The organism is Streptomyces sp. NPDC056486, from assembly GCF_042795295.1.
Lineage (GTDB): Bacteria > Actinomycetota > Actinomycetes > Streptomycetales > Streptomycetaceae > Streptomyces.
The window spans coordinates 1-22,492 of record NZ_JBHTSF010000004.1; the positions used below are offsets into that span (position 1 = coordinate 1).

Below are 22,492 nucleotides of genomic sequence, written 5' to 3' on the forward strand. Positions count from 1 at the left end.
GGCCTGCGGCGCCCCGAGCTCCTCGAGGGTCCGCTCGAGCCACTGCGTCCAGAACGTCTCCAGATCGATCCCGGCCCGCAGCACCACATGTCGCAGCCGGTCCTCGACCGTGTCACTGCCCGGCGGGAAGTCCCGCTTCTCGATCTCCTCGTACTCGGCCAACTGCCGCCGGTGCAAGCCGAGATGGCGTCGCAGATCCGCCTCGATGCCGTCCGTGCCGACGACCGCCGCCGCCCGCAGGCGCAGCAGCAGCGTGTCCCGCAGCGGTTTGGGGTCCTGGCTCGCGGCCGTCCAGCGGGCCAGTTCGGCGCGGCCCGCGGGCAGGACCTCGTACTCCTTCTTCTGCCCGCGGGTGGCGTGCTGCTGCTCAAGGGCGCGGATGGCACCCTCCCGCTCCATTTTTCCCAGCTCGCGGTAGATCTGCTGGTGCGTGGCCGACCAGAAGTAGCCGATCGACTTGTCGAACCTGCGGGTCAGCTCAAGGCCCGACGAAGGCTTCTCCAGCAGGGCGGTGAGGATCGCGTGCGGCAGTGACATGGCGGCCATCCTAAGTACGGCGTCCGGAGCGGGCACCCCGCGTGACGGGGCGCCCGGCATCACAGGACACCCGGCGTCACAGCGCCGCGGCCAGCTCCGTGCCCTGCTTGATGGCACGCTTGGCGTCCAGCTCGGCCGCCACGTCCGCGCCTCCGATGAGGTGCGCGCTGTGCCCGGCGGCGAGCAGCTCCTCGTACAGGTCGCGGCGCGGGTCCTGTCCTGAGCAGAGGACGACCGTGTCGACGGGGATGACCGTGGACTGTCCGTCGACGGTGATGTGCAGGCCCGCGTCGTCGATCAGGTCGTAGCTCGCGCCCGCGACCATCGTGACGCCGCGGTGGCGCAGCTCGGTGCGGTGGATCCAGCCCGTGGTCTTGCCGAGTCCCTGGCCGACCTTGGACGTCTTGCGCTGCAGGAGGTGCACGGAGCGCGGCGGGGCCGGGCGGTCGGGCGCGGTCAGGCCGCCGCGGTCCTTGTAGTCCATGTCGACGCCCCACTGACGGAAGTACGTCACCGGGTCCAGGCTCGCCTTCTCACCGCTGTCGGTGAGGTACTCGGCGACGTCGAAGCCGATGCCGCCCGCGCCGATGATCGCGACCCGCTCCCCCACGGGCGCGCTGTCGCGCAGCACGTCGAGGTAGCCGACCACGCTGGGGTGGTCGATGCCGGGGATCTCGGGGGTGCGGGGCGAGACTCCGGTGGCGACGACCACGTCGTCGTACGCCGCGCCGGCGAGGCCCTCAGCGGAGGCCCGGGTGTTCAACTGGATCTGAACGCCGTGCAGTTCGAGCTGCGTGCGGTAGTAGCGCAGCGTCTCGTCGAACTCCTCCTTGCCGGGGACCTTGCGGGCGACATTGAGCTGCCCGCCGATCTCGGACGCCGCGTCGATGAGCGTGACGTCGTGGCCGCGCTCGGCCGCCGACACCGCGAAGGCGAGCCCGGCCGGGCCCGCGCCGACGACCGCTACGCGCTTCTTGTGGCGGGTCGGCGCAAGGACGAGCTCCGTCTCGTGGCAGGCGCGCGGATTCACCAGGCAGGAGGTGATCTGCAGGTTGAAGGTGTGGTCGAGGCAGGCCTGGTTGCAGCCGATGCAGGTGTTGATGGCATCGGCCTTCTCGGCCTTCGCCTTGGCGACGAAGTCCGGGTCGGCGAGCAGCGGGCGGGCCAGGGACACCATGTCGGCGGCGCCGTCGGCGAGCAACTGCTCGGCGATCTCAGGGGTGTTGATGCGGTTGGTGGTGACGAGCGGCACGGACACCTCGCCCATGACCTTCTTGGTGACGAAGGTGTACGCGCCGCGCGGCACCGACGTCGCGATGGTGGGGATGCGCGCCTCGTGCCAGCCGATGCCGGTGTTGATGATCGTGGCGCCCGCGGCCTCGATCTCCTTGGCGAGGTGGACGACCTCTTCGAGGGTCGAGCCGCCGGGGATCAGGTCCAGCATGGAGAGGCGGTAGATGAGGATGAAGTCCGCGCCGACCCGCTCGCGTATGCGCCGGACGATCTCGACGGGGAAGCGGATGCGGTTCTCGTAGGCGCCGCCCCAGCGGTCGTCGCGCTGGTTGGTGGGGGCCGCGATGAACTCGTTGATCAAGTAGCCCTCGGAGCCCATGACTTCGACGCCGTCGTAGCCCGCGAGCTTGGCGAGCTCGGCGGCGCGCACGAAGTCCTCGATGGTCTGCTCGACCTCGTCGTCTTCGAGAGCACGCGGCACGAAGGGGCTGATCGGCGCCTTGATCGCGCTCGGCGCGACCAGGCCCTCGTGGTAGGCGTACCGCCCGAAGTGCAGGATCTGCATGGCGATCTTGCCGCCCGCGGCATGCACGGCCGCCGTGACGCCCGCGTGCTCCTGGGCCTCCGCCTCGGTGGTCAGCTTGGCGCCGCCGTCCCAGGGGCGGCCGAGCTCGTTCGGGGCGATGCCGCCGGTGACGATGAGGCCGACGCCGCCGCGCGCACGGGTCGCGTAGAACTCCGCCATCCGCGCGAAACCGTTCGGGGCTTCTTCCAGGCCCACGTGCATGGATCCCATCAGGACCCGGTTGGGCAGGGTGGTGAAGCCCAGGTCGAGCGGGTTCAGCAGGTTCGGGTAGCGGCTCATGCGGGCCCTCCGTACGGGGTGTGTCGTCAGGACAGTTCTAGAGGACGCCGACCCCTTGTGCAACTAGTTGCATAAAGACGTGGCGGGTGCCACTTCGGCACGACGCACTCAGAGTGGTGACCGTTTTGACTGTTTCGCCGGAAGATTCACGGTGCGCAACGGGGGATTGACCATTCAACGAAGCACTCCTACGCTCCTGGCACCCCCGCAGGTATATCGATTAACCGCCCTGGTTTTGACGCTCCGGTTTAACGCCCTGGTTGGAGACATCCCGCTGTGCGCTCAACGATGAGTCGGCGCGGCTTCCTCGCCGCAGGTTCAGGCCTGGCCGCCGCCACCACCCTGCCCGCCCTCGCCGGCTGTTCCACGCTGGCATCGGCGGATTCCGATCCCGACACGCTCGTGGTGCACAGCCAGCTCGGCACCACCGCCCCGGGCTCGCCCACGTATCTGTCCGCCCTGAACACCTTCCGGGACGAGAACCCCGGCCTGAAGGTGAAGAACCTTGTCAACGGCGACGACCTCGCGCAGGTCTACGAGACCTCGCGGCTCGCCCGCAAGGAACCGGACGTCGTCATGGTCAACCTCTACGACAAGACGCTGGCCTGGACCGATGTCGGGGCAACCGTCGACGTCAAGGGATACATGGACGACTGGGGGCTGCGAAAGCGCGTCCTGCCCGTCGCCCTGGACGCCTGGACCGACGGCAAGGGACGCCTTCGGGCCTTCCCGTACTTCGCCACCAACTGGCCCGTCGCCTACAACACCGCCCTGCTCGACAAGGCCGGTGTCGACGCGATACCCACCACCGGCGACCAGCTGATCGCCGCCGCCCGCAAGCTCCGCGCCAAGGGCATCGCACCGGTGACCGTCGGCGGCAACGACTGGACGGGCCAGAAGCTCCTCGCCCAGATCATCCAGACCTTCCTCACCCCCGACGAGGCGCAGAAGGTGTTCACCAGCGGTGACTTCAGCGGCAGCAGGGGTGCCCGCGAGGGCATCGAGTACTTCGCGGCGCTGCGTGACGCGGGCGTCTTCGCCGACAAGGCGCAGGGCCTGACGTCCGACACGATGACGACGCAGTTCAACACCGGTGCCGCCGCCATCCAGTCCGCGATGTCATCGGCGCTCGCCAAGGTCCCGGAGAAGGTCGCCCGGCACACCGAGGTCGGCGGCTGGCCGCTGGCGCCGGACGCCGCGCACGAAAAGCCGACGATCCTGCGGACGTACACCCTCATCGGCTTCTGGATCAGCCCCAACGGCACGAAGAAGCTGGACTCCGTCGAGAAGTTCCTGCGCTTCATGTACCGCCCGGACACCGTCGCGCGCTTCATCAAGGAGAGCGGTCGCGACATGGCCCTGCGCTCGGACACCCTCAGCACCGACTTCCCGCTCGTCGCCGCGGCGCAGAAGCTCGGCACCGACGTCAGCCAGGCACTGCTGCCCGACATCTACGTCCCGCCGGCGGCGACACAGCCGCTGATCACCGCGACCAGTACGGCGTTCACCCGTGGCACGAGCCCCGCCAAGGTGCGCTCCGTGCTCGAAGCCGCGTACCGCACCGCATGAGCCGCCCGCCCGAGACCCCTGGGAGTCACCAGCGATGACGACACTGACGTCGACGCCGGGCGGGACCGAGGTCCGCCCCGCACCGTCGAAGCCCCCCGTCCCTAAGCGCCGCCGTGAGGGCGGCACGATCCTCGCCGTCCCTGCCCTGGTCTGGTACCTGGTCTTCATGGTCGGCCCGATGATCGCGATCTTCGTGATCGCGGCCCTGCACTGGCCGGGCATGCTGCAGCCCGTCTCGTTCGCCGGGTGGGACAACGTCCGTACGGTCTTCGACGATCCGGTGTTCTGGGACGCCGTGCGCAATACGGCGGTCCAGCTCGCCGTCGCACTGCCGATCATGATCGTCTGCGCGTACATGCTGGGCTACTACGTGGCGCAGAAGCCGCCGGGTCACAAGGTCCTGCGCTACCTCCTCTTCATCCCCGGCCTGATCTCCACCCCGGCCAAGGCGATGGTGTTCTACGCGGCGCTCTCCCCCGACGGCCTGGTCAACGGCGCGCTGAAGTCGGTGGGTCTCGGCTCGGTGACCGACGCCTGGCTGGCCTCTCCCTCGACGGCGCTCGCCTGCCTGATCGTGCTCGACATCTGGGGCGGCATCGGCTTCACGGCCGTCCTGTTCGCCGCGCGTCTCGGCAGTGTGCCCGAGGAGATCGGTGAGGCGGCGCAGCTGGACGGCGCCGGGCACTGGCGGACGATGTGGGGGGTGCACTTCCCGGTCATCCGCGACTACGTGGGCGTGGTCACGATGCTCCAGTTCCTCTGGACGTTCTTCGGTTCTGCGCAACACGTCCTGCTGCTCACGCAGGGCGGGCCCGGCAGTTCGTCGACGACGCTGTCGTTCCTCGTCTACCAGAAGGCGTTCATCGCGGCCGACCTCGGCTACAGCCAGACCGTCGGCGTGATCCTCTTCCTGGTCGGTCTCGTCGGTCTGCTCACCATCCGCCGCGCGTTCCGCCAGAACTACTGACGCCGCACGACCCCCGACACGACCCCCGATCGGAGCCGGTCACCTTGAAGCACGGAAAGTCCTGGCTGCCCGCGCACATCCTGGCGTGGGCGTACGCGGCGCTGCTCGTCGTCCCCCTCTACTACCTGCTCGCGTCCGCCTTCAAGACGAACGAGCAGATCTTCGCCAGCCCCTTCTCCCTTCCCACCTCACTCTCCTTCGGCAACTTCGGTACGGCCTTCGAGAGCGCCGATCTGGGGCTCGCGGTCGTCAACTCGGCGTTGGTGACGTTCTTCTCGCTCGCGCTGACCCTGGCGCTCGCGATTCCGGCGGCGTTCGCGATCGCCCGCGCGACGGGCCCCCTCGGGGCCTTCGTGGAGAAGGTCTTCTCGCTCGGCTTCCTCATCCCGACGTTCGCCGCGCTCTTCCCCACGTTCCTGCTCGCCGCGGCGACGGGCCTGTTCCACACGCGCCTGTTCATGGTGCTCTTCCTGCCCGCCACCGCGATGCCGCTGTCCGTCGTCATCCTGGTGCAGTTCATGCGGACCATCCCCAAGGAGATGGAGGAGGCGGCGCGCATCGACGGCGCGTCGACGTTCGGGGTCCTCCGGCACGTCTATACGCCGATGTGCATGCCCGGCATCGCGACGGTGCTCCTCCTGAACTTCCTCACCTTCTGGAACGAGTACCTGTACTCGCTCGTCATCATCGGCCCCGACCCCTCCCAGCGCACCGTGCAGGTCGCCCTGCCCACCCTCAAGTCCCTGACGGGGACGGATTACGGGGTGCTGACCGCCGGTACGGTACTGACTCTCGTACCGGTATGGGCCGTCTACACGGTGTTGCAGAAGCGGATGCAGCAGGCCCTCGTCAGTGGGGCGGTGAAGATGTGAGCGGGTCGGACACATCCCGTAGGGACAGCGGCGCACGACCGACGATCAAGGCGGTCGCCGCGGCGGCCGGGGTCTCCACGGCCGCCGTCTCGCAGGCCTTCAACGCCAAGGGCCGCATCTCCGAGTCCACCCGGCGCCGCATCCAGGACGCCGCCGCCGAGCTCGGCTGGTCGCCGAGCGCGACGGCGACGGCGCTGCGCAGCGCCCGGACGCGCACGCTCGCCCTCGTGGTGCGCCGTCCCACGGACGTGCTCGGCGCGGACCCGCACTTCAGCGAGCTGATCACCGGTCTGGAGGGCGAACTTGCGCCGCGCGGCTATGGCTTGCTGCTCCATCTGGTCACGGACGTGGCCGAGGAGAGCGCGCTGTACGAACGTCTCGCCGCCGAGGGCCGCGTCGACGGAGCCGTCCTGACCGACGCCCGCGCCGACGATCCGCGCCCGCCGCTCCTGCGGGGCATCGGCCTGCCCGCCGTGCTGCTCGGCGCGCCCCACCCGGACGCACCCGTGCCCACCGTGGGCCTGGGCAACCAGGGCGCGGGCATACACGAGGCCGTCGACCACCTCATGGAGCTCGGCCACCGGCGCATCGCCTATGTCTCGGGGCCCGGCGAACTGCTGCACACGGGGCAGCGGCGCGCGGTCTTCGAAGAGACCCTGCTGCTCAAGGGACTTGAACCCGCCGCCGTTCTGAGCACCGACTTCTCCGAGGCGGCGGCCGTCGCCGCGACCGAGGAACTGCTCGGCATGGCAGAGCGTCCCACCGCCGTCATGTACGCCAACGACTCCATGGCGGTGTGCGGCATCGGCGCGGCCCAGCGCGCAGGCCTTCGCGTCCCGGACGATCTGTCCGTCGTCGGCTACGACAACCTCCCGATCGGCCGCTGGCTGCATCCGCGTCTGACGACCGTCGACCAGCAGGTGCAGCGGGTCGGCGCCGCCGCCGCGCGTGCGCTGCTCGCGCAGTGCGGCGAGGACGTGCCGCCCCTCGCGCTCGACGACCGGCCACGGCTCGTAGTCCGCGAGTCGACCGGGCCCGCCTGACCGCTGAGTAACTTTTCACCCACGTACGGAAAGACCTGAGTACCACCATGCGACGCCACAGCGCACACCTCACCCATGACTCCGCCGTCCTGCCCTGGATCGGCGCCAACTTCTGGTCCCGCACCGGCGGTCCGCTGATGTGGCGGAACTACGACCCGAAGACGGTCCGCGAGGAACTCTCCGTGCTGCGTGAGCACGGCCTGACGATGACCCGCTCGTTCTTCTACTGGCCGGACTTCCACCCCGAGCCGCACCGCATCGACGAGGAGCTGTGCGAGCGCTTCCGTGACTTCCTCGACGCGCACACCGAGCTGGGGATGGGCACGGTGCCCACCTTCATCGTCGGGCACATGTCCGGCGAGAACTGGGACCCGGCGTGGCGCGGGGACCGCGACCTCTACGAGGACGTGTGGCTCGTCGGCCGCCAGGCGTGGTTCGTCTCGCAGATGACGCGCCGCTTCAAGGACCACGCGGCGGTGACCGGGTGGCTCATCACCAATGAGATGCCGGGCTACGGCCGCATCTACCAGGTGGATCCGCCGGCGAGCGATGTCGTCACGGCCTGGGCGCAGTTCATGTGCGACGCGGTGCGTGCGGCGGGCGGCACACAGCCGGTGTCGCTGGGCGACGGCGCGTGGGGCATCGAGGTGACGGGCCGCGACAACGGTTTCTCGCTGCGGGACACGGCCGAGTACGTCGACTTCGTGGGCCCGCACGTCTACCGCTCCGACACGGATCGCGTACGTCAGCACTACCGCGCAGCGTTCGAGTGCGAGTTGGCGGGCGTCACCGAGCAGCCGGTGATTCTGGAGGAGTTCGGGCTCTCGACGGACACCGTGTCCGCCCAGAACGCGGGTATCTACTACCGCCAGACGCTCCACAACTCCCTCCTCGGCGGCGCGACGGGCTGGATGGCCTGGAACAACACCGACTACGACGATCTGTGGGACCAGTCGCCCTACGACCATCACCCTTTCGAGATGCACTTCGGCATCACGGACCGCACCGGCGCCCCGAAGACCCCGCTCGTCGAGATAGCGGCATTCTCCGAGATCCTGGGGCAGGTCGACTTCGCGCGCTGCCGCCGCTCGGACGCGGACGCGGCGCTCGTCGTGCCCGCGTTCCTGGAGCGCGGCTACCCCTACAGCCGCCCTGCCGACCGTCCGCTGATCTTCACCTCCCTCCATCAGGGGTACGTCGCCGCGCGCGGGGCCGATCTCCCGGTGGCTCTCACACGGGAGGCGGACGGGCTTCCGGGAGACGCGGCGCTGTATCTCCTGCCGTCCACCCGGCAGTTCACGACCCGGACGCGGCGCGAGTTGGAGCGGCGGGCGCGCGAAGGCGCCACCGTGTACCTGTCGTTCTGCTCCGGCGAGCACCCCGGCACGCGCGGCCCGTGGTTCGACGACCTGGACGGGCTCTTCGGCGTCGAACTCCAGCTCACCTACGGGGTGGCAGAACCCATCGAGGACGACGTCCTGGAGCTGACCTTCACCGAGGAGTTCGGCGGCATCGCAGCGGGCGAGACACTGCGCTTCCCCGTCGCGGGGAACGAGGACAGCCGCGCCTATCTGCCGGTCGTCCCGACGGGGGCGCGCGTCGTGGCGAAGGACGCGCACGGCCGCCCGGCGCTCCTTGTCAACGAGACGGGCCGTGGCCGCACGGTCCTCGCCACCTACCCGCTTGAGCACATGGCCGCGCGCACGGCCCGCGTCAATCCGGAGCAGACGCACCGCCTTTACGCGGCCCTGGCTCAACTCGCGGGCGTGCGGCGGCCGGTGACCGTCGACAGCCCCTATGTCTCGGCGGACGTCCTGGTGCACGAGGACGGGCGGCGGTTCGTGTGGCTGGTCAGCCAGGCGGACAAGGAGCTGACGGTCCGTCCGGCGGTGGACGGTTCGCTGCACGACCTGGTGACGGGAGAGGCGGTCCAGGAGGCGCGGCTCGTCCCGTTCGGCGTGCGCGTCCTCGAACAGCGATGAACGCGCCGCTGTACAAGGAGGCGGGCGCTCCGGTTGCCGACCGCGTGCGTGACCTGCTCTCGCGGATGACGCTCACCGAGAAGGTGGGCCAGGTCAATCAGCGGATGTACGGCTGGGACGCCTACGAGCGGACGCCTGACGGCCACCGTCTGACGGACGCCTTCCGCGCCGAGGTCGCCGCGTTCGACGGGATGGGCGCGCTGTACGGGCTGCAGCGCGCCGACCCGTGGTCGGGTGTGACGTTCGCGGACGGCATCACCGCCGCGGACGCGGCGCGGGTGGCCGACTCGGTGCAGCAGCACGTCATGTCGAGCACACGGCTCGGCATTCCGGTCCTGCTCGTCGAGGAGGTTCCGCACGGCCATCAGGCCCTGGACGGCACGGTCCTTCCGGTGAACCTCGCGGTGGGTGCGAGCTGGGATCCGGAGCTGTACGAGGCCGCCGCCGCGGGCGCGGCCGCTGAGCTGCGCGCCCGGGGCGGCCATGTCGCCCTCGTCTCGGCGCTCGATCTGGTGCGGGATCCGCGCTGGGGGCGTGCGGAGGAGTGCTTCGGCGAGGACCCGTATCTGGCGGCGCGCTTCACGCAGGCGCTGGTGCGGGGCATGCAGGGCGACGACGCCGTCTTCGCCCCCGACCGGGCAGCGGTCGTGCTCAAGCACTTCGCCGGGCAGGGCGCGACGATCGGCGGCCGCAACAGCGCGGCCACGGAGCTCGGACCGCGTGAACTCCACGAGATCCACCTGGTGGCGGCGCGGGCCGGGGTCCGCGCCGGAGCGGCGGGTGTCATGGCCGCGTACAACGAGTACGACGGTCTGCCGTGCGCGGCCAGCCGTGAGCTGCTCACCGGCCTCCTTCACGAGCGCTGGGGGTTCACCGGCCTGGTCATGGCCGACGGGTGCGCGCTGGATCGTCTCGTACGCCTGGCAGGTGACCCGGTGGCGGCGGGCGCGCTCGCCCTGGGCGCGGGGACGGATCTGAGCCTGTGGGACGGCTGTTTCCCGCGGCTCGCGGAGGCGGTGGAGCGTGGTCTGGTCTCCGAGGACACCCTGGACGCGGCGGTCTCCCGCGTCCTGGCGCTGAAGTTCCGTCTGGGTCTCTTCGAGCGGCCTTACGTGGACGAGGAGCCTGCACGCTCCCCTGCCCTGGATGCGTTGAGCGAGCGCCTGGCCCGCGAGTCCATCGTCCTGCTGAGCCATGACCAGGCGAGCCATGACGAGGCGACCCTCCCCCTGACGGACCCGTCCCGCATCGCCGTCATCGGCCCCAACGCTGACTCGCTCGCCCAGCAGCTCGGCGACTACACCGCGCCGCAGCGCCCCGGCACCGGGCTCACCGTCCTGGACGGCATCAGGACCGTGGCACCGCCTGGCAGCGAGGTGACGTACGCGCGGGGCTGCGAACTGGTCGGCGACGATCTCGGCGGGATCCCGGAGGCGGTGGCGCTCGCCGCCGGTGCCGATACCGCCGTACTCGTGCTCGGCGGGTCGAGCGCGCGGGAGGCCGATACCCGCTTCGACAGCAACGGGGCCGCCGTCGTGGCCTCGGGCGCTCCGGTGGGCATGACGTGCGGCGAGGGCGTCGACCTTGCCGACCTGAGCCTGCCGCAGGGGCAGTTGGCGCTCCTCGATGCCGTGGCCGCCACCGGTACCCCGGTCGTCGTGGTCCTCGTCCAGGGGCGGCCGCATGCCGTGCCGGAGTCGGCCGGGCGGGCCCGTGCGGTGCTATCGGCCTGGTATCCGGGGCCGTGGGGAGGGCTAGCGATCGCCGACGTCCTCTTCGGGCGCGCGGAACCCGTGGGGCGGCTGCCCCTCTCCGTGCCGCGCTCGGCCGCCCAGCTCCCGGTCTTCTACAACGCCAAGGATCACGGCTACCGGGGTTACGTGGACCAGCCCGCCACCGCCCTGCACGCCTTCGGCCACGGCCTGTCGTACACGACCGTCGAGTACGGGGAGCCCCGGCTCTCCCGCTCTCGGGCTCCGGTCACCGATCCGACGCTCACCTGCACGGTCGCCGTGACGAACACGGGTACGCGGGCCACGCTTGAGACCGTGCAGCTCTATGTGCGCAGGGTCGCGGGGTCGAGCTCCTGGCCGCGCGTCCGTGAGCTGCGCGGCTTCGCCCGTGTCGATCTGGCCCCCGGTGAACACGCCGAGGTCGTCTTCGTCGTCGAGGCGGATACGCTGGCCTCGCTGGACCGTGCCCTGGAGTCTGTCGTGGAGCCCGGCGAGCTGCTGCTTGAGACCGGGCCCTCCTCCGACCGCACGAGCGGGACCCTCCTGACCCTGACGCCGTCGTGAGCGCCACGTCCGAATCCCGCCAGCCGCGCGCCCCCGCAGCCCGCAGACTGATGGGTGTCACCGGGGATCAGTGACCGGGAAATAGGGAGCATCTGATGACCAAGGTCATGGCCAAGGCCGTCTACACGACCGTCGGAAGCCCGCTGGGCGAGCTGCTGCTGGTCGGCGAGGAGTCGGCCACCGCGAACGGCGGCACCGCGCTGGCCTCGCTGTCCATGCCGGGCCAGAAGGGTGGCGCCGTCGTCCAGGACGGGTGGGTGCGCGACGACGAGGCCTTCGGCGTGATCGCCGGGCAGCTGCGCTCGTACTTCGAGGGGACGCGTCAGCGGTTCGACGTCGAGTACGCGAGCGGCGTCGGCACCGAATTCCAGCAGCGGGTCTGGCACTCCCTCGACACCCTCCCGTACGGCACGACCACCTCGTACGGGAAGCTCGCCGCGCAGCTCGGCCTCTCGCGCGCCGCGGTCCGCGCCCTGGGCACGGCGATCGGGCGCAACCCCCTGCTGGTCGTCCGCCCCTGCCACCGGGTCATCGGCGCCGACGGCTCACTGACCGGGTACGCGGGCGGTCTTGAGGCCAAGCAGCGGCTCCTTGACCTGGAGTCGCGGAGCCAGTTGAAGAACCAGCCGGTGAACTAGCGCCCGCCCCGGTGGCCCAGGCGTTCCGAGAGGTCGCCCGCGCCCTTGGCGGCGAGCTCGGCGAGTTCGTTCTCGCGCTCCTCGCTCCAGCGGATCACCGGCACGGAAATCGAGAGCGCCGCGACGACCTGGCCCGCACTGTCCCGGACCGGGGCAGCCACGCAGCTCACGTCCGGGTTGGACTCGCGGTGTTCGGCCGCGACCCCGCGCTCCCGGATACCGGCGAGCGCTTCGAGCAGTGCGTCCTGCTCCGTGATGCTGTTCTCGGTCATCGCCACAAGATCCCGCCCCGCAAGGCGGGTTTCGAGCTCGGCCGGGGGCAGCGAGGCGAGCAGCATCTTGCCGACCGACGTGCAGTGCGCGGGCAGCTTGCGGCCCGCGGCGGAGACCATGCGCACCGCGTGCGTGGAGTCCACCTTGGCGATGTAGATGACGTCGGCGTCCTCAAGGACCGCGACATGGACGGTCTCGTCGCAGGTCTCGGCCACCTCGCGGGCCACCTGCTGGCCCTCGGCGGCCAGGTCGAGCTGCTCCGCGTACCGGCTGCCGAGCTGGTAGGCGCGTACTCCCAGGCGGTAGCGGCCCGTCTGGTCCGGGATCTGGACAAGGTACGAGCGGGCGGCAAGGGTGGTGAGCAGCTCGTGCACCGTGGTGCGCGGCAGCTGGAGTCTGCGGGTCACCTCGGGGGCGGACAGCGTTCCGTCGCCCTCCAGGAACAGCTCCAGTATGTCCAGCGCCCTGGTCACCGCAGGAACCAGTCGTCCCATGGTCGGCCTCCCACCCCGTGCGTCCGAAGCTGTGTCCGAAACTTCGGTCAACGATCGATATGACGAACACAGGCTAGGCGCTGCGACGTTCCGCGCGCAACGGCCTGAGGGTTCGCTGTGGACCCAAGACCGTTTTGCTCGACCCATTGACACCCTGCCGCCTGCGTGAATACGGTCACGCCAACATTTCGAACGTGTGACGAAATACCGAACAACCAAGGGGCAACTGCCTTGCGTATTACGGGAATCAGCACGCACGTGGTGGGAACGCCGTGGCGCAATCTCACCTACGTCCAGGTCCACACCGACGAAGGCCTCACCGGCGTCGGCGAGACCCGCATGCTCGGCCGCACCGACGCGCTTGTCGGCTACCTCCAAGAGGCGGCGGCCAACCACATCGTGGGGTCCGATCCGTTCGCGGTCGAGGACCTCGTGCGGAAGATGAAGTACGGCGACTACGGCCGGGCCGGCGAGATCGTCATGTCGGGCATCGCCTGCGTGGAGATGGCCTGCTGGGACATCAAGGGCAAGGCCCTCGGCGTGCCGGTCTGGCAGCTGCTCGGCGGGAAGGTGACCGACAAGGTCAAGGCGTACGCGAACGGCTGGTACACCACCGAGCGCACTCCGGAGGCGTACCACAAGGCCGCTCGGGCCGTGATGGAGCGGGGCTACCGCGCCCTGAAGATCGACCCGTTCGGGACAGGGCACTTCGAGCTCGACCAGGCGGGCACGAACTACGCGGTCTCGCTGATCGAGGCGGTGCGGGACGCGATCGGTCCTGACGCCGAGCTGATGCTGGAGATGCACGGACGGTTCAGCCCGTCCACGGCGGTGCGCCTGGCGCGCGAGATGGCGCCGTTCAAGCCCGCCTGGCTGGAGGAGCCGGTGCCGCCGGAGAACCTCAAGGCCCTGGAAAAGGTCGCCGCCAAGGTGGACATGCCGATCGCCACCGGTGAGCGCATCCACGACCGGATCGAGTTCCGCGAGCTCTTCGAGTCGCAGGCCGCCGACATCATCCAGCCGGACCTCGGCCACATCGGCGGCATCCTGGAGACCCGCAAGCTGGCAGCGACCGCGGAGACGCACTACACGCTGATCGCCCCGCACAACGTCGGCGGCTCCGTGCTCACCGCGGCCTCGCTGCAACTTGCCGCCTGCACACCGAACTTCAAGATCCTGGAGCACTTCAACGACTTCGCCGACGCGGAGATCAAGAAGGTGGTCAAGGGCGCGCCCCAGGTGGTCGACGGCTACTTCGAGGTGTCGCACGAGCCGGGCCTCGGCGTCGAGCTCGACACGGACGCGGCGGCCGAATTCCCTCAGCAGCAGGCCCGGTTCGACCTGTGGGCCGAGGGCTGGGAGAAGCGCGCCCCCAAGGCAGCGGCGAAGTGAGCACCGACTCACGCGCCATCGTCATCGACCGCCCTGGCGCGCACCGGCTCACGGCCGGGACGCGGCCCGAGCCGGGACCCGGCGAGGTCCTGGTCCGGGTGGCCGCCGCCGGGATCTGCATGAGCGACCGCGAGGTGTACGACGGCCATCGGGACGCCGCCTACGTGCGCTATCCCGTGACCCCCGGGCACGAGTGGTCCGGCACCGTCGAGGCCGCCGGTGAGGGCGTCGACCCGGCACTCGTCGGGCAGAAGACCGTCGCCGAGGGGTTCCGTGCCTGCGGCACCTGCGAGCGGTGCCGGTGCGGGGAGACGAGCCTGTGCGGCGGCGGGTACGCGGAGACCGGGTTCACCGAGCCCGGTGCCTTCGCCGACCATGTGGTCGTCCCCGCCCGCCTGCTGCATCTCCTGCACCCGGACGCGGACCTCGCCGCCGCCGCTCTCCTCGAACCCGCCGCGGTGATCGCCGGCGCGGTGCGGGCGGGACGGCCGAGCCCCGGCGAGCGGATCGCGGTGGTCGGCGCGGGCACCCTCGGGATGCTTGCGGTGCAGCTCCTCGCAGCCTCGTCGCCCGGCGAGCTCGTGGTGATCGACCCGCGGGCCGAACGCGGCAGGCAGGCCCTGGAGTTCGGGGTGAGCGAGAGCCTGACGCCCGCCGACGCGGAGGCCTACCACGGTCGTTTCGACCTTGTCGTGGAGACGGCGGGGGCGCCGAGCACGGCCGCGTCCTCCTGTCTGCTCGCACGCAGGGGCGGCCGGGTGGTCCTCACCGGCATGTTCACGCCCGGTGCCGTCGGCATCGATCCGGTACATCTCTCGCTGAGCCAGCTGGAGGTGCGCAGTGTCTTCGGGGCGCCGTCCTCCGCCTGGTCGGACGCGGTCAGGGCGTTCGGGCTCGGGCTGCTCGACCCGGCCCCGCTCATCACGCACGAGTTCCCGCTGGAGCGCTTCGGCGAGGCCGTCGCGCTGGTCGGCGGCGGTGATCCGAAGACCGGGAAGGTGCTCTTGCGCCCCTGAGATGCCCCTGAAACGTACGGCTGAGACGTACGGCTGAGACGTACGGCCGTGCACACACCGTGAACCGACCGGCGTACGAAATATCGAACACAGCAGAATTCACTGCGTATGGGAGTCCCGTGACCAGCCCGTCAGCACCCCGCCGCCCCGGCGTCGACGCCCTAGCCCGCATCGGGCACCCCGTACCCGCCGTCGATCCTGCGGACGCGTCGCCGCACGCGTTCCCCGACGGCGGCACCTGGCGCACCGAGATCCCCTCCGTGGAGGGACCCGAAGCGCTCGCCGTCGTCCTCAAGGAGAGCTCGCGCCTCGATGTGCCGATCCACCGGATCAGCCAGGGCAGCGGAATCTGGATGCTCTCCGACGTCGAGATCACCGAGATGGTCGAGGCCTGCGCCGAACGGGACATCGAGCTCTGCCTGTTCACAGGACCGCGCGGCACCTGGGACATCGGCGCCGCGACCCGCACCGACTCCGGCGGCGGAGGGCTTCGCTCGCGCGGCCATGACGCGCTCGCCGGATGTGTCGAGGACGCGGTGCGCGCCACGGAGTTGGGGGTGCGCTGCCTGCTCGTCGCCGATGAGGGCGTGCTGTGGACGCTGCACCGGCTGCGCGTCGCCGGTGTGCTCCCCGCCGACACCACGTTCAAGGTCTCGGCCCTGATCGGCCCGGTCAACCCGGCCTCGTACGCGGTCTACGAGCGGCTCGGCGCCGACTCCCTCAACATTCCGTCCGACCTCACCCTGGCCCACCTGACGGAGATCCGCCGGGCAAGCCGCGCCCCGATGGACCTGTACGTCGAGGCGCCCGACGACCTCGGCGGCTACGTCCGGACGTACGAGGCGGCCGAGCTGATCCGGCGCGGCGCACCGCTCTACCTCAAGTTCGGCCTGAGCAAGTCCCCCGGCATCTATCCCTACGGCGCCCACCTGCGCGACCACACCCTGGCCACCGCCCGCGAGCGGGTCCGCCGCGGACGCCTCACCCTCGATCTGCTCGCCCGGCACGGCGCCGGCGGCGGGATGTCGCCGCTCGGCGCACGCCTGCCCGGCGAGCTCCAGCGCTTCCCCGTCCCGGAAGGGGACTGATCCATGAGAACCCGCATATCCCGCATGCGACTCACCGCCGCTGTGGCCACCGTCGTCATGATCGGCTCGCTGGCGGCCTGCGGCCAGGAGGCCAAGGGCGGCAGCCGCTACAAACCGGACGAGGGCAAGGGCAGCACCATCGGACTCGCGATGCCGACCAAGGCCTCCGAGCGGTGGATAGCCGACGGCAACAACATGGCCAAGCAGTTCCAGAAGGCCGGCTACAAGACCGACCTGCAGTACGGCGACGACAAGGTCGAGAACCAGATCGCCCAGCTGGAGAACATGATCACCAAGGGGCGCAGCCTCCTGGTGGTCGCCGCCATCGACGGCTCCGCGCTCACCGAGGTCCTGCAGCGCGCGCACGACGCGGGCATCCCCGTGATCTCGTACGATCGCCTCATCCTCGGCACGCCGTACGTCGACTACTACGCGTCGTTCGACAACGAGCGCGTCGGCCGCCTCGAAGCCCAGTACATCGTCAAGAAGCTGAAGCTCGGCAAGCCCGAGAAGGGCGGCGACACGAAGAACATCGAACTGTTCGCGGGCTCGCCGGACGACAACAACACCAAGTACTTCTGGACCGGCGCCATGAAGGTGCTCGAGCCGTACTTCAAGAGCGGTCAGCTCACCGTCCGCAGCAAGCAGACGAAGATGAACCAGGCCACCACACTGCGCTGGGACGGCGGCACCGCGCAGAAGCGCATGGACGACCTGATCAGCAAGAACTACGGCTCCGACAAGGTCGACGCGGTCCTCTCGCCGTACGACGGGATCTCGATCGGCATCATCTCCGCGCTGAAGAGCGCCGGTTACGGCTCCAAGAGCGACCCTCTGCCGGTGATCACGGGCCAGGACGCGGAGCTCGCGTCGGTGAAGTCCATCATCCGCGGCGAGCAGACGCAGACGGTGTTCAAGGACACCCGCAAGCTGGCGGCGCAGACGGTGTCCATGGGCGACGCGGTCCTGAACGACAAGAAGCCGAAGGTCAACAACACCAAGGACTACAACAACGGCAAGAAGACCGTGCCGTCCTTCCTCCTCGACCCGGTCAGCATCGACAAGTCCAACACCCAACTCCTGATCGACGAGGGTTACTTCAAGGCTGGGCAGCTCAAGTGAGCGCGCCCGTGCTGGAGATGCGCAACATCACCAAGACGTTCCCCGGCGTCAAGGCGCTCTCCGATGTGAATCTGACCGTGGGCCCCGGGGAGATCCACGCGATCTGCGGCGAGAACGGCGCGGGCAAGTCGACGCTGATGAAGGTCCTCAGCGGCGTTCACGAGCACGGCAGTTACGACGGCGAGATCCACTTCGAGGGCAAGCAGATGGCCTTCAAGGACATCCGCGCCAGCGAGAAGCACGGCATCGTGATCATCCATCAGGAGCTGGCGCTCGTCCCGTATCTGTCGATCGCCGAGAACATCTTCCTGGGCAACGAACAGAGCAGCCGGGGCTTCATCGACTGGAACGACACGCTGCGCAGGGCGAGCGCACTGCTCAAGCGGGTCGGCCTGAGCGAGAAGCCGCAGACTCCGGTGGCCGACATCGGCGTGGGCAAGCAGCAGCTCGTGGAGATCGCCAAGGCCCTGTCGAAGGAGGTGAAGCTGCTCATCCTGGACGAGCCGACGGCCGCCCTCAACGACGGGGACAGCGCCAAGCTCCTCGATCTCATCCTGGAGCTGCGCGATCAGGGCATCGCCTGCATTATCATCTCGCACAAGCTGAACGAGATCCGGGCCATCACCGACTCGGTGACGATCCTGCGCGACGGGCAGACCATCGAGACCCTGACGGTCCGTGAGACTCCGTCGTCCGAACCGCAGTTGTCGGAGGACCGCATCATTCGCGGCATGGTCGGCCGCGACCTCGACAACCGCTTCCCCGACCGCACGCCCTATGAGGGCGAGGACGCGGGCTCCCTTGCCCTGTCCGTACAGGGCTGGACGGTGCGGCACCCGGTCGACCACCAGCGCAAGGTCGTCGACGACGTGTCGCTGACCGTGCGGCGCGGCGAGATCGTCGGCATCGCGGGCCTGATGGGCGCGGGCCGCACGGAGCTCGCGATGTCCGTCTTCGGGCGTTCATACGGGCAGTACGTCGCCGGGACAGTGGCCGTCAGCGGGCGCGAGGTCGTCACGAAGAACGTGCCCGCCGCTGTCGACGCCGGGATCGCGTACGTCACCGAGGACCGCAAGCAGTACGGCCTGAACCTCATCGACAACATCAACCGCAACATCTCCCTGGCCTCCCTCTCGGGGATGCGGCGCAAGGACGGCTTCGTCGACGAGCACCAGGAACGCTCCGTCTCCGAGCGCTACCGCAAGTCGATGAACATCAAGGCCCCCACCGTCTTCGAACAGGTGGGGCGGCTCTCCGGCGGCAATCAGCAGAAGGTCGTCCTGAGCAAGTGGATCCACGCCGATCCCGAGGTCCTGATCCTCGACGAGCCGACGCGCGGCATCGACATCGGCGCCAAGTTCGAGATCTACACCGTCATCGACAAGCTGGCGGCCTCGGGCAAGGCGGTGCTCTTCATCTCCTCCGAGCTTCCCGAGCTGCTCGGGATGTGCGACCGGATCTACACGATGGCCGAGGGCAGGCTGACCGGCGAGGTCGACCGCGCGGACGCCACCCAGGAACTCCTGATGCGCCACATGACCAAGAACAGAAGCTGAGGCATCCGCCATGACCACCACGACCACGCCACCGAGTGACACGTCGTCCACGCCGCCCGCCAAGGAGTCCACCGGTGCTCTGCTGCTGCAGAGCGTGCGCTCCAACATGCGCCAGTACGGCATGCTCGTCGCCCTGGCCTTCATCGTCATCCTGTTCCAGATCTGGACCGACGGCACACTCCTCCTGCCGAACAACGTCTCCAACCTGATTCAGCAGAACGGCTACATCCTCATCCTGGCCATCGGCATGATGATTGTGATCATCGCCGGTCATATCGATTTGTCCGTCGGCTCGTTGGTCGCCTTCGTCGGCGCCATGTCGGCGGTGATGATGGTCAAACACGACATGCCCTGGGTGCTCGCGCTCGTCCTCTCGCTCCTCATCGGCGCGGTCGCGGGAGCGTGGCAGGGCTTCTTCATCGCCTACGTCGGCATCCCGTCGTTCATCGTGACGCTTGCCGGCATGCTGCTCTTCCGAGGTCTGACGCAGATCGTCCTCGAGGGCCAGTCGCTCTCGCCCTTCCCCGAGGGCTTCCAGAACATCGCCAAGGGCTTCATCCCCGAGATGGGCCCGTACACGCAGTACCACAACCCGACACTGGTGCTCGGCTTCGTGACGGTCGTGTTCCTGCTCTTCCGCGAATGGCGCAGCCGCAAGCAGCAGCTGGCCTACGACCTCGACGTGATGCCGACGGGCCTGTGGGCGGCCAAGCTGGTGGCGATCTCCGCCGCCGTCATCGCCTTCACGCTGACCCTCGCCAGCTTCCACGGCGTACCCGTGGTCCTTCTCATCATGTGCGGCCTCCTGATCGCCCTCGGCTATGTCATGCGCAACGCGGTCGTCGGGCGCCACATCTACGCCCTCGGCGGCAACAAGGCGGCGGCGAAGCTGTCCGGCGTCAAGGACAAGCGCGTCACCTTCCTGATCTTCGTCAACATGGGCGTTCTTGCTGCGCTCGCGGGCTGTGTGTACGCCGCCCGTCTCAACGCGGGCACTCCGCAGGCGGGCCTGAACTTCGAACTCGAGGCGATCGCGGCCTCGTTCATCGGCGGCGCGTCGATGAGCGGCGGCGTCGGCACGGTGATGGGCGCCGTGATCGGTGGCCTGGTGCTCGGTGTCCTCAACAACGGCATGTCCCTGGTCAACATCGGCACCGACTACCAGCAGGTCATCAAGGGGCTCGTGCTGCTTGCCGCTGTCGGGTTCGACGTCTGGAACAAGCGCAAGGTGGGGCGTTGAGACCCAGTTGACCGACCCTGCCTCGCCCCGTGATCCATCGCACCGCAGATCGCCCTGCGGGCTCGTCCTCACTCGCCGGACGGGCTGAGAACTAGGAGCCGCACATGGAAACGAGCAGACGCACCGTCCTGGCATCGGCCACCGCCGTCGGGCTCACCGCCGCCGTCGCGGGCACCTCGTACGCCTCAGCGGGCCGCACGCCCACCAAGGAGCTGTTCGGGAAGCTGGCCGACGGCACCAAGGTGTACCGCTGGTCCCTGGCCAACGGCGGCACCCGTATGAAGGTGCTTTCGTACGGGGGCATCGTGCAGTACCTCGAACTGCCCGACCGGCACGGCCGGTACACCAATGTCTCCCTCGGCTACGACACCATCGAGGAGTACGTCGCCGGAACCACCTTCTTCGGCGCGACGATCGGCCGCTACGGCAACCGCATAGCCAAGGGCCGCTTCACCCTGGACGGCAAGACCCACCAGCTCTCCGTGAACGACGGCGAGAACAGCCTGCACGGCGGGGCCAAGGGCTTCAACACGCGGGTGTGGGACGTCGAGCCGTTCAAGGACTCCTCCGGCGTCGGCCTGCGCCTGCACTACACGAGCGTCGACGGCGAGATGGGCTATCCCGGCACGCTGCGGGTGACGGTGACATACACCCTCACCGAACGCGGCGACTGGCGCATCGACTACGCGGCGACCACGGACAAGGCCACCGTGGTGAACCTGACGAACCACACGTACTACAACCTCGCGGGCGAGGGCAGCGGCGACATCCTCGGCCATGAACTGGCCCTGGCCGCCGCCCGGTTCACGCCCACCGACGCCGGTCTCATCCCGACGGGTGATCTTGCGAAGGTGGCGGGCACGCCCTTCGACTTCCGGCGCGCGAAGACGGTCGGCGAGGACATCCGGGTCTCGCACGAGCAGCTGGTGACCGCCAAGGGATTCGACCACAACTGGGTCCTGGACAAGGGCGTCACGAAGCGCCCCGAGCACTTCGCGACGCTGCGGGACCCCGGGTCGGGGCGCGCCCTGAAGATCGCCACGACCGAGCCGGGTGTGCAGTTCTACTCCGGGAACTTCCTGGACGGCACCCTCACCGGGCCTTCGGGGCGCACCTACCGGCAGGGCGACGGCCTGTGCCTGGAGACGCAGCACTTCCCGGACTCCCCCAACCAGCCCAAGTTCCCCTCGACGGTGCTGCGGCCCGGCCAGACCTACCGGTCGAGCACGGTGCACAGCTTCTCGGCGCGCTGAGCCGTGCGCCGAAGAATTCTGATCCCGCTCCTTGCCCTGATGGCCGGTCTGCTCGCAACGCCCGCGCACGCGGAGCCGACCCATGCCAAGCAGAAGTACGCCGGTTACCTCTTCAGCTACTTCACCGGTGAAGGCACCGCCGACGGCGAGCAGATCCGCATGGCGCTCAGCCGCGGCAACGATCCCACGCGCTACCAGGAGCTGAACGGCGGCAAGCCCGTACTCACCTCGCAGCTCGGCACCAAGGGGCTGCGCGACCCGTTCATCATCCGCTCGCCGAAGGGCGACAAGTTCTACCAGATCGCCACCGACCTGCGGATGTACGGCGGGAGCGGCGGCAGCTGGGACCAGGTGCAGCGCACCGGGAGCAAGTCGGTCATGGTGTGGGAGTCCACCGACCTGGTGCACTGGACCGACCAGCGCCTGGTGAAGGTCGCCCCGGACACGGCGGGCAACACCTGGGCCCCTGAGGCGTACTACGACGAGAAGCTGAAGGCGTACGTCGTCTTCTGGGCGTCCAAGGTCTACGGCGACGACGATCCGGACCACACCGGCTCGACGTACAACAAGATGCTGTCCGCGACGACCAAGGACTTCCGCACCTTCAGCAAGCCCAAAGTCTGGAACGACCCGGGTTACTCGGTGATCGACTCCACGGTGGTCAAGGACGGCCGCGACTACTACCGCTTCACCAAGGACGAGCGGGACCCCGCGTCCGGCACGCCCTGCTCGAAGTTCATCACCGCTGAGAAGTCCAGGACCCTGACGGACACGTCGTACGACTTCGTGGCCGACTGCGTCGGAAAGGGTGTGATCGACCGGGGCGAGGGGCCCGCGGTGTTCAAGGCCAACACCGGGGACAAGTGGTACATGCTCATCGACGAGTTCGGCGGGCGCGGTTATGTCCTCTTCGAGACGACGGACCTCGCGTCGGGCAAGTGGACCGAGACGAAGGACGCCGCTCTGCCGGCGGGCGCCCGGCACGGCACGGTTCTGCCGGTGACCCAGGCGGAGTACGACCGGCTGCTCGGCACCTGCCGCAGCGCTGTACTGCT

General features: G+C 69.2%; 17 protein-coding genes and 1 pseudogene. 15 read left to right on the forward strand and 3 right to left on the reverse strand.

Features of this window, described 5'->3' with window-relative positions; translation table 11 throughout:
* Positions 1-537, reverse strand: a 537-nt coding sequence (locus ACFQ7F_RS03400; RefSeq protein WP_383265356.1) for a PadR family transcriptional regulator, incomplete at its 3' end; no start/stop codon positions are given.
* A 76-nt stretch (positions 538-613) separates the two neighbouring features.
* Positions 614-2,635, reverse strand: a complete 2,022-nt coding sequence (locus ACFQ7F_RS03405; protein ID WP_383265359.1) for an FAD-dependent oxidoreductase — start codon at positions 2,633-2,635, stop codon at positions 614-616.
* Positions 2,636-2,911: 276 nt separating this feature from the next.
* Here ACFQ7F_RS03405 and ACFQ7F_RS03410 point away from each other — a divergent pair, with 276 nt between their 5' ends.
* From ACFQ7F_RS03410 to ACFQ7F_RS03440, 7 genes are all read left to right on the forward strand, one after another.
* Positions 2,912-4,204 (forward strand): ABC transporter substrate-binding protein, encoded by a 1,293-nt coding sequence (locus ACFQ7F_RS03410; protein ID WP_383265362.1) that lies wholly within the window; start codon positions 2,912-2,914, stop codon positions 4,202-4,204.
* 34 nt (positions 4,205-4,238) lie between these two features.
* Positions 4,239-5,171, forward strand: coding sequence for a carbohydrate ABC transporter permease (locus tag ACFQ7F_RS03415; protein ID WP_383265365.1), 933 nt, complete (start codon positions 4,239-4,241; stop codon positions 5,169-5,171).
* A 44-nt stretch (positions 5,172-5,215) separates the two neighbouring features.
* Positions 5,216-6,043, forward strand: coding sequence for a carbohydrate ABC transporter permease (locus ACFQ7F_RS03420; protein WP_383265368.1), 828 nt, complete (start codon positions 5,216-5,218; stop codon positions 6,041-6,043).
* Complete coding sequence (locus tag ACFQ7F_RS03425) at positions 6,040-7,086, forward strand: LacI family DNA-binding transcriptional regulator (protein WP_383265371.1); 1,047 nt, start codon at positions 6,040-6,042, stop codon at positions 7,084-7,086. Before ACFQ7F_RS03420 ends, ACFQ7F_RS03425 begins: the two co-directional genes overlap by 4 nt.
* A 47-nt stretch (positions 7,087-7,133) precedes the next feature.
* Positions 7,134-9,068 (forward strand): cellulase family glycosylhydrolase, encoded by a 1,935-nt coding sequence (locus ACFQ7F_RS03430; protein ID WP_383265374.1) that lies wholly within the window; start codon positions 7,134-7,136, stop codon positions 9,066-9,068.
* Positions 9,065-11,365: a glycoside hydrolase family 3 N-terminal domain-containing protein gene (locus tag ACFQ7F_RS03435; protein ID WP_383265377.1), complete on the forward strand. Its 2,301-nt coding sequence runs from the start codon at positions 9,065-9,067 to the stop codon at positions 11,363-11,365. The genes ACFQ7F_RS03430 and ACFQ7F_RS03435 overlap by 4 nt, the downstream gene beginning before the upstream one ends.
* 95 nt (positions 11,366-11,460) lie before the next feature.
* Positions 11,461-12,003 carry a methylated-DNA--[protein]-cysteine S-methyltransferase gene (locus ACFQ7F_RS03440; RefSeq protein ID WP_383265380.1) on the forward strand — a complete coding sequence of 181 codons (543 nt, stop codon included), beginning with the start codon at positions 11,461-11,463 and terminating at the stop codon, positions 12,001-12,003.
* Here the strand turns inward: ACFQ7F_RS03440 and ACFQ7F_RS03445 are convergent.
* Positions 12,000-12,770 carry an IclR family transcriptional regulator gene (locus ACFQ7F_RS03445; RefSeq protein ID WP_383265383.1) on the reverse strand — a complete coding sequence of 257 codons (771 nt, stop codon included), beginning with the start codon at positions 12,768-12,770 and terminating at the stop codon, positions 12,000-12,002. The two genes, ACFQ7F_RS03440 and ACFQ7F_RS03445, sit on opposite strands and share 4 nt — an antisense overlap.
* 231 nt (positions 12,771-13,001) lie before the next feature.
* On the opposite strand from ACFQ7F_RS03445, the gene ACFQ7F_RS03450 reads away from it, so the two are divergent.
* From ACFQ7F_RS03450 to ACFQ7F_RS03485, 8 genes and pseudogenes are all read left to right on the forward strand, one after another.
* Complete coding sequence (locus ACFQ7F_RS03450) at positions 13,002-14,162, forward strand: mandelate racemase/muconate lactonizing enzyme family protein (RefSeq protein WP_383265386.1); 1,161 nt, start codon at positions 13,002-13,004, stop codon at positions 14,160-14,162.
* Complete coding sequence (locus ACFQ7F_RS03455) at positions 14,159-15,178, forward strand: zinc-binding dehydrogenase (RefSeq protein ID WP_383265389.1); 1,020 nt, start codon at positions 14,159-14,161, stop codon at positions 15,176-15,178. Before ACFQ7F_RS03450 ends, ACFQ7F_RS03455 begins: the two co-directional genes overlap by 4 nt.
* Before the next feature lie 119 nt (positions 15,179-15,297).
* Positions 15,298-16,266 carry a hypothetical protein gene (locus ACFQ7F_RS03460; protein ID WP_383265391.1) on the forward strand — a complete coding sequence of 323 codons (969 nt, stop codon included), beginning with the start codon at positions 15,298-15,300 and terminating at the stop codon, positions 16,264-16,266.
* Positions 16,267-16,269: 3 nt separating this feature from the next.
* On the forward strand, positions 16,270-17,388 hold the full coding sequence (gene chvE, locus ACFQ7F_RS03465) for a multiple monosaccharide ABC transporter substrate-binding protein (protein WP_383265394.1): 1,119 nt from the start codon (positions 16,270-16,272) through the stop codon (positions 17,386-17,388).
* 17 nt (positions 17,389-17,405) lie between these two features.
* Complete coding sequence (gene mmsA / locus ACFQ7F_RS03470; protein ID WP_383265689.1) at positions 17,406-18,944, forward strand: multiple monosaccharide ABC transporter ATP-binding protein; 1,539 nt, start codon at positions 17,406-17,408, stop codon at positions 18,942-18,944.
* A gap of 10 nt (positions 18,945-18,954) precedes the next feature.
* A complete protein-coding gene (mmsB, locus tag ACFQ7F_RS03475; RefSeq protein ID WP_383265397.1) occupies positions 18,955-20,184 on the forward strand; it encodes a multiple monosaccharide ABC transporter permease in 1,230 nt (409 codons plus the stop codon).
* 104 nt (positions 20,185-20,288) lie between these two features.
* The gene (locus ACFQ7F_RS03480) at positions 20,289-21,437 is read left to right on the forward strand and encodes an aldose epimerase family protein (RefSeq protein ID WP_383265400.1); all 1,149 of its coding nucleotides are present in this window, start codon (positions 20,289-20,291) and stop codon (positions 21,435-21,437) included.
* A gap of 39 nt (positions 21,438-21,476) precedes the next feature.
* Positions 21,477-22,467 (forward strand): annotated as a pseudogene (locus ACFQ7F_RS03485) (glycoside hydrolase family 43 protein); the annotation flags it as partial.
* Between the last annotated feature and the right edge of the window lie 25 nt (positions 22,468-22,492).

Excerpts from the sequence above, each read along its gene's own strand:
- ACFQ7F_RS03405 (WP_383265359.1), bottom strand. The coding sequence starts at position 2,635 with ATGAGCCGCTACCCGAACCTGCTGAACCCGCTCGACCTGGGCTTCACC.
- ACFQ7F_RS03415 (WP_383265365.1), top strand. The coding sequence starts at position 4,239 with ATGACGACACTGACGTCGACGCCGGGCGGGACCGAGGTCCGCCCCGCA.
- ACFQ7F_RS03430 (WP_383265374.1), top strand. The coding sequence starts at position 7,134 with ATGCGACGCCACAGCGCACACCTCACCCATGACTCCGCCGTCCTGCCC.
- ACFQ7F_RS03435 (WP_383265377.1), top strand. The coding sequence starts at position 9,065 with ATGAACGCGCCGCTGTACAAGGAGGCGGGCGCTCCGGTTGCCGACCGC.
- ACFQ7F_RS03440 (WP_383265380.1), top strand. The coding sequence starts at position 11,461 with ATGACCAAGGTCATGGCCAAGGCCGTCTACACGACCGTCGGAAGCCCG.
- ACFQ7F_RS03445 (WP_383265383.1), bottom strand. The coding sequence starts at position 12,770 with ATGGGACGACTGGTTCCTGCGGTGACCAGGGCGCTGGACATACTGGAG.
- chvE (WP_383265394.1), top strand. The coding sequence starts at position 16,270 with ATGAGAACCCGCATATCCCGCATGCGACTCACCGCCGCTGTGGCCACC.
- mmsA (WP_383265689.1), top strand. The coding sequence starts at position 17,406 with ATGCGCAACATCACCAAGACGTTCCCCGGCGTCAAGGCGCTCTCCGAT.
- mmsB (WP_383265397.1), top strand. The coding sequence starts at position 18,955 with ATGACCACCACGACCACGCCACCGAGTGACACGTCGTCCACGCCGCCC.
- ACFQ7F_RS03480 (WP_383265400.1), top strand. The coding sequence starts at position 20,289 with ATGGAAACGAGCAGACGCACCGTCCTGGCATCGGCCACCGCCGTCGGG.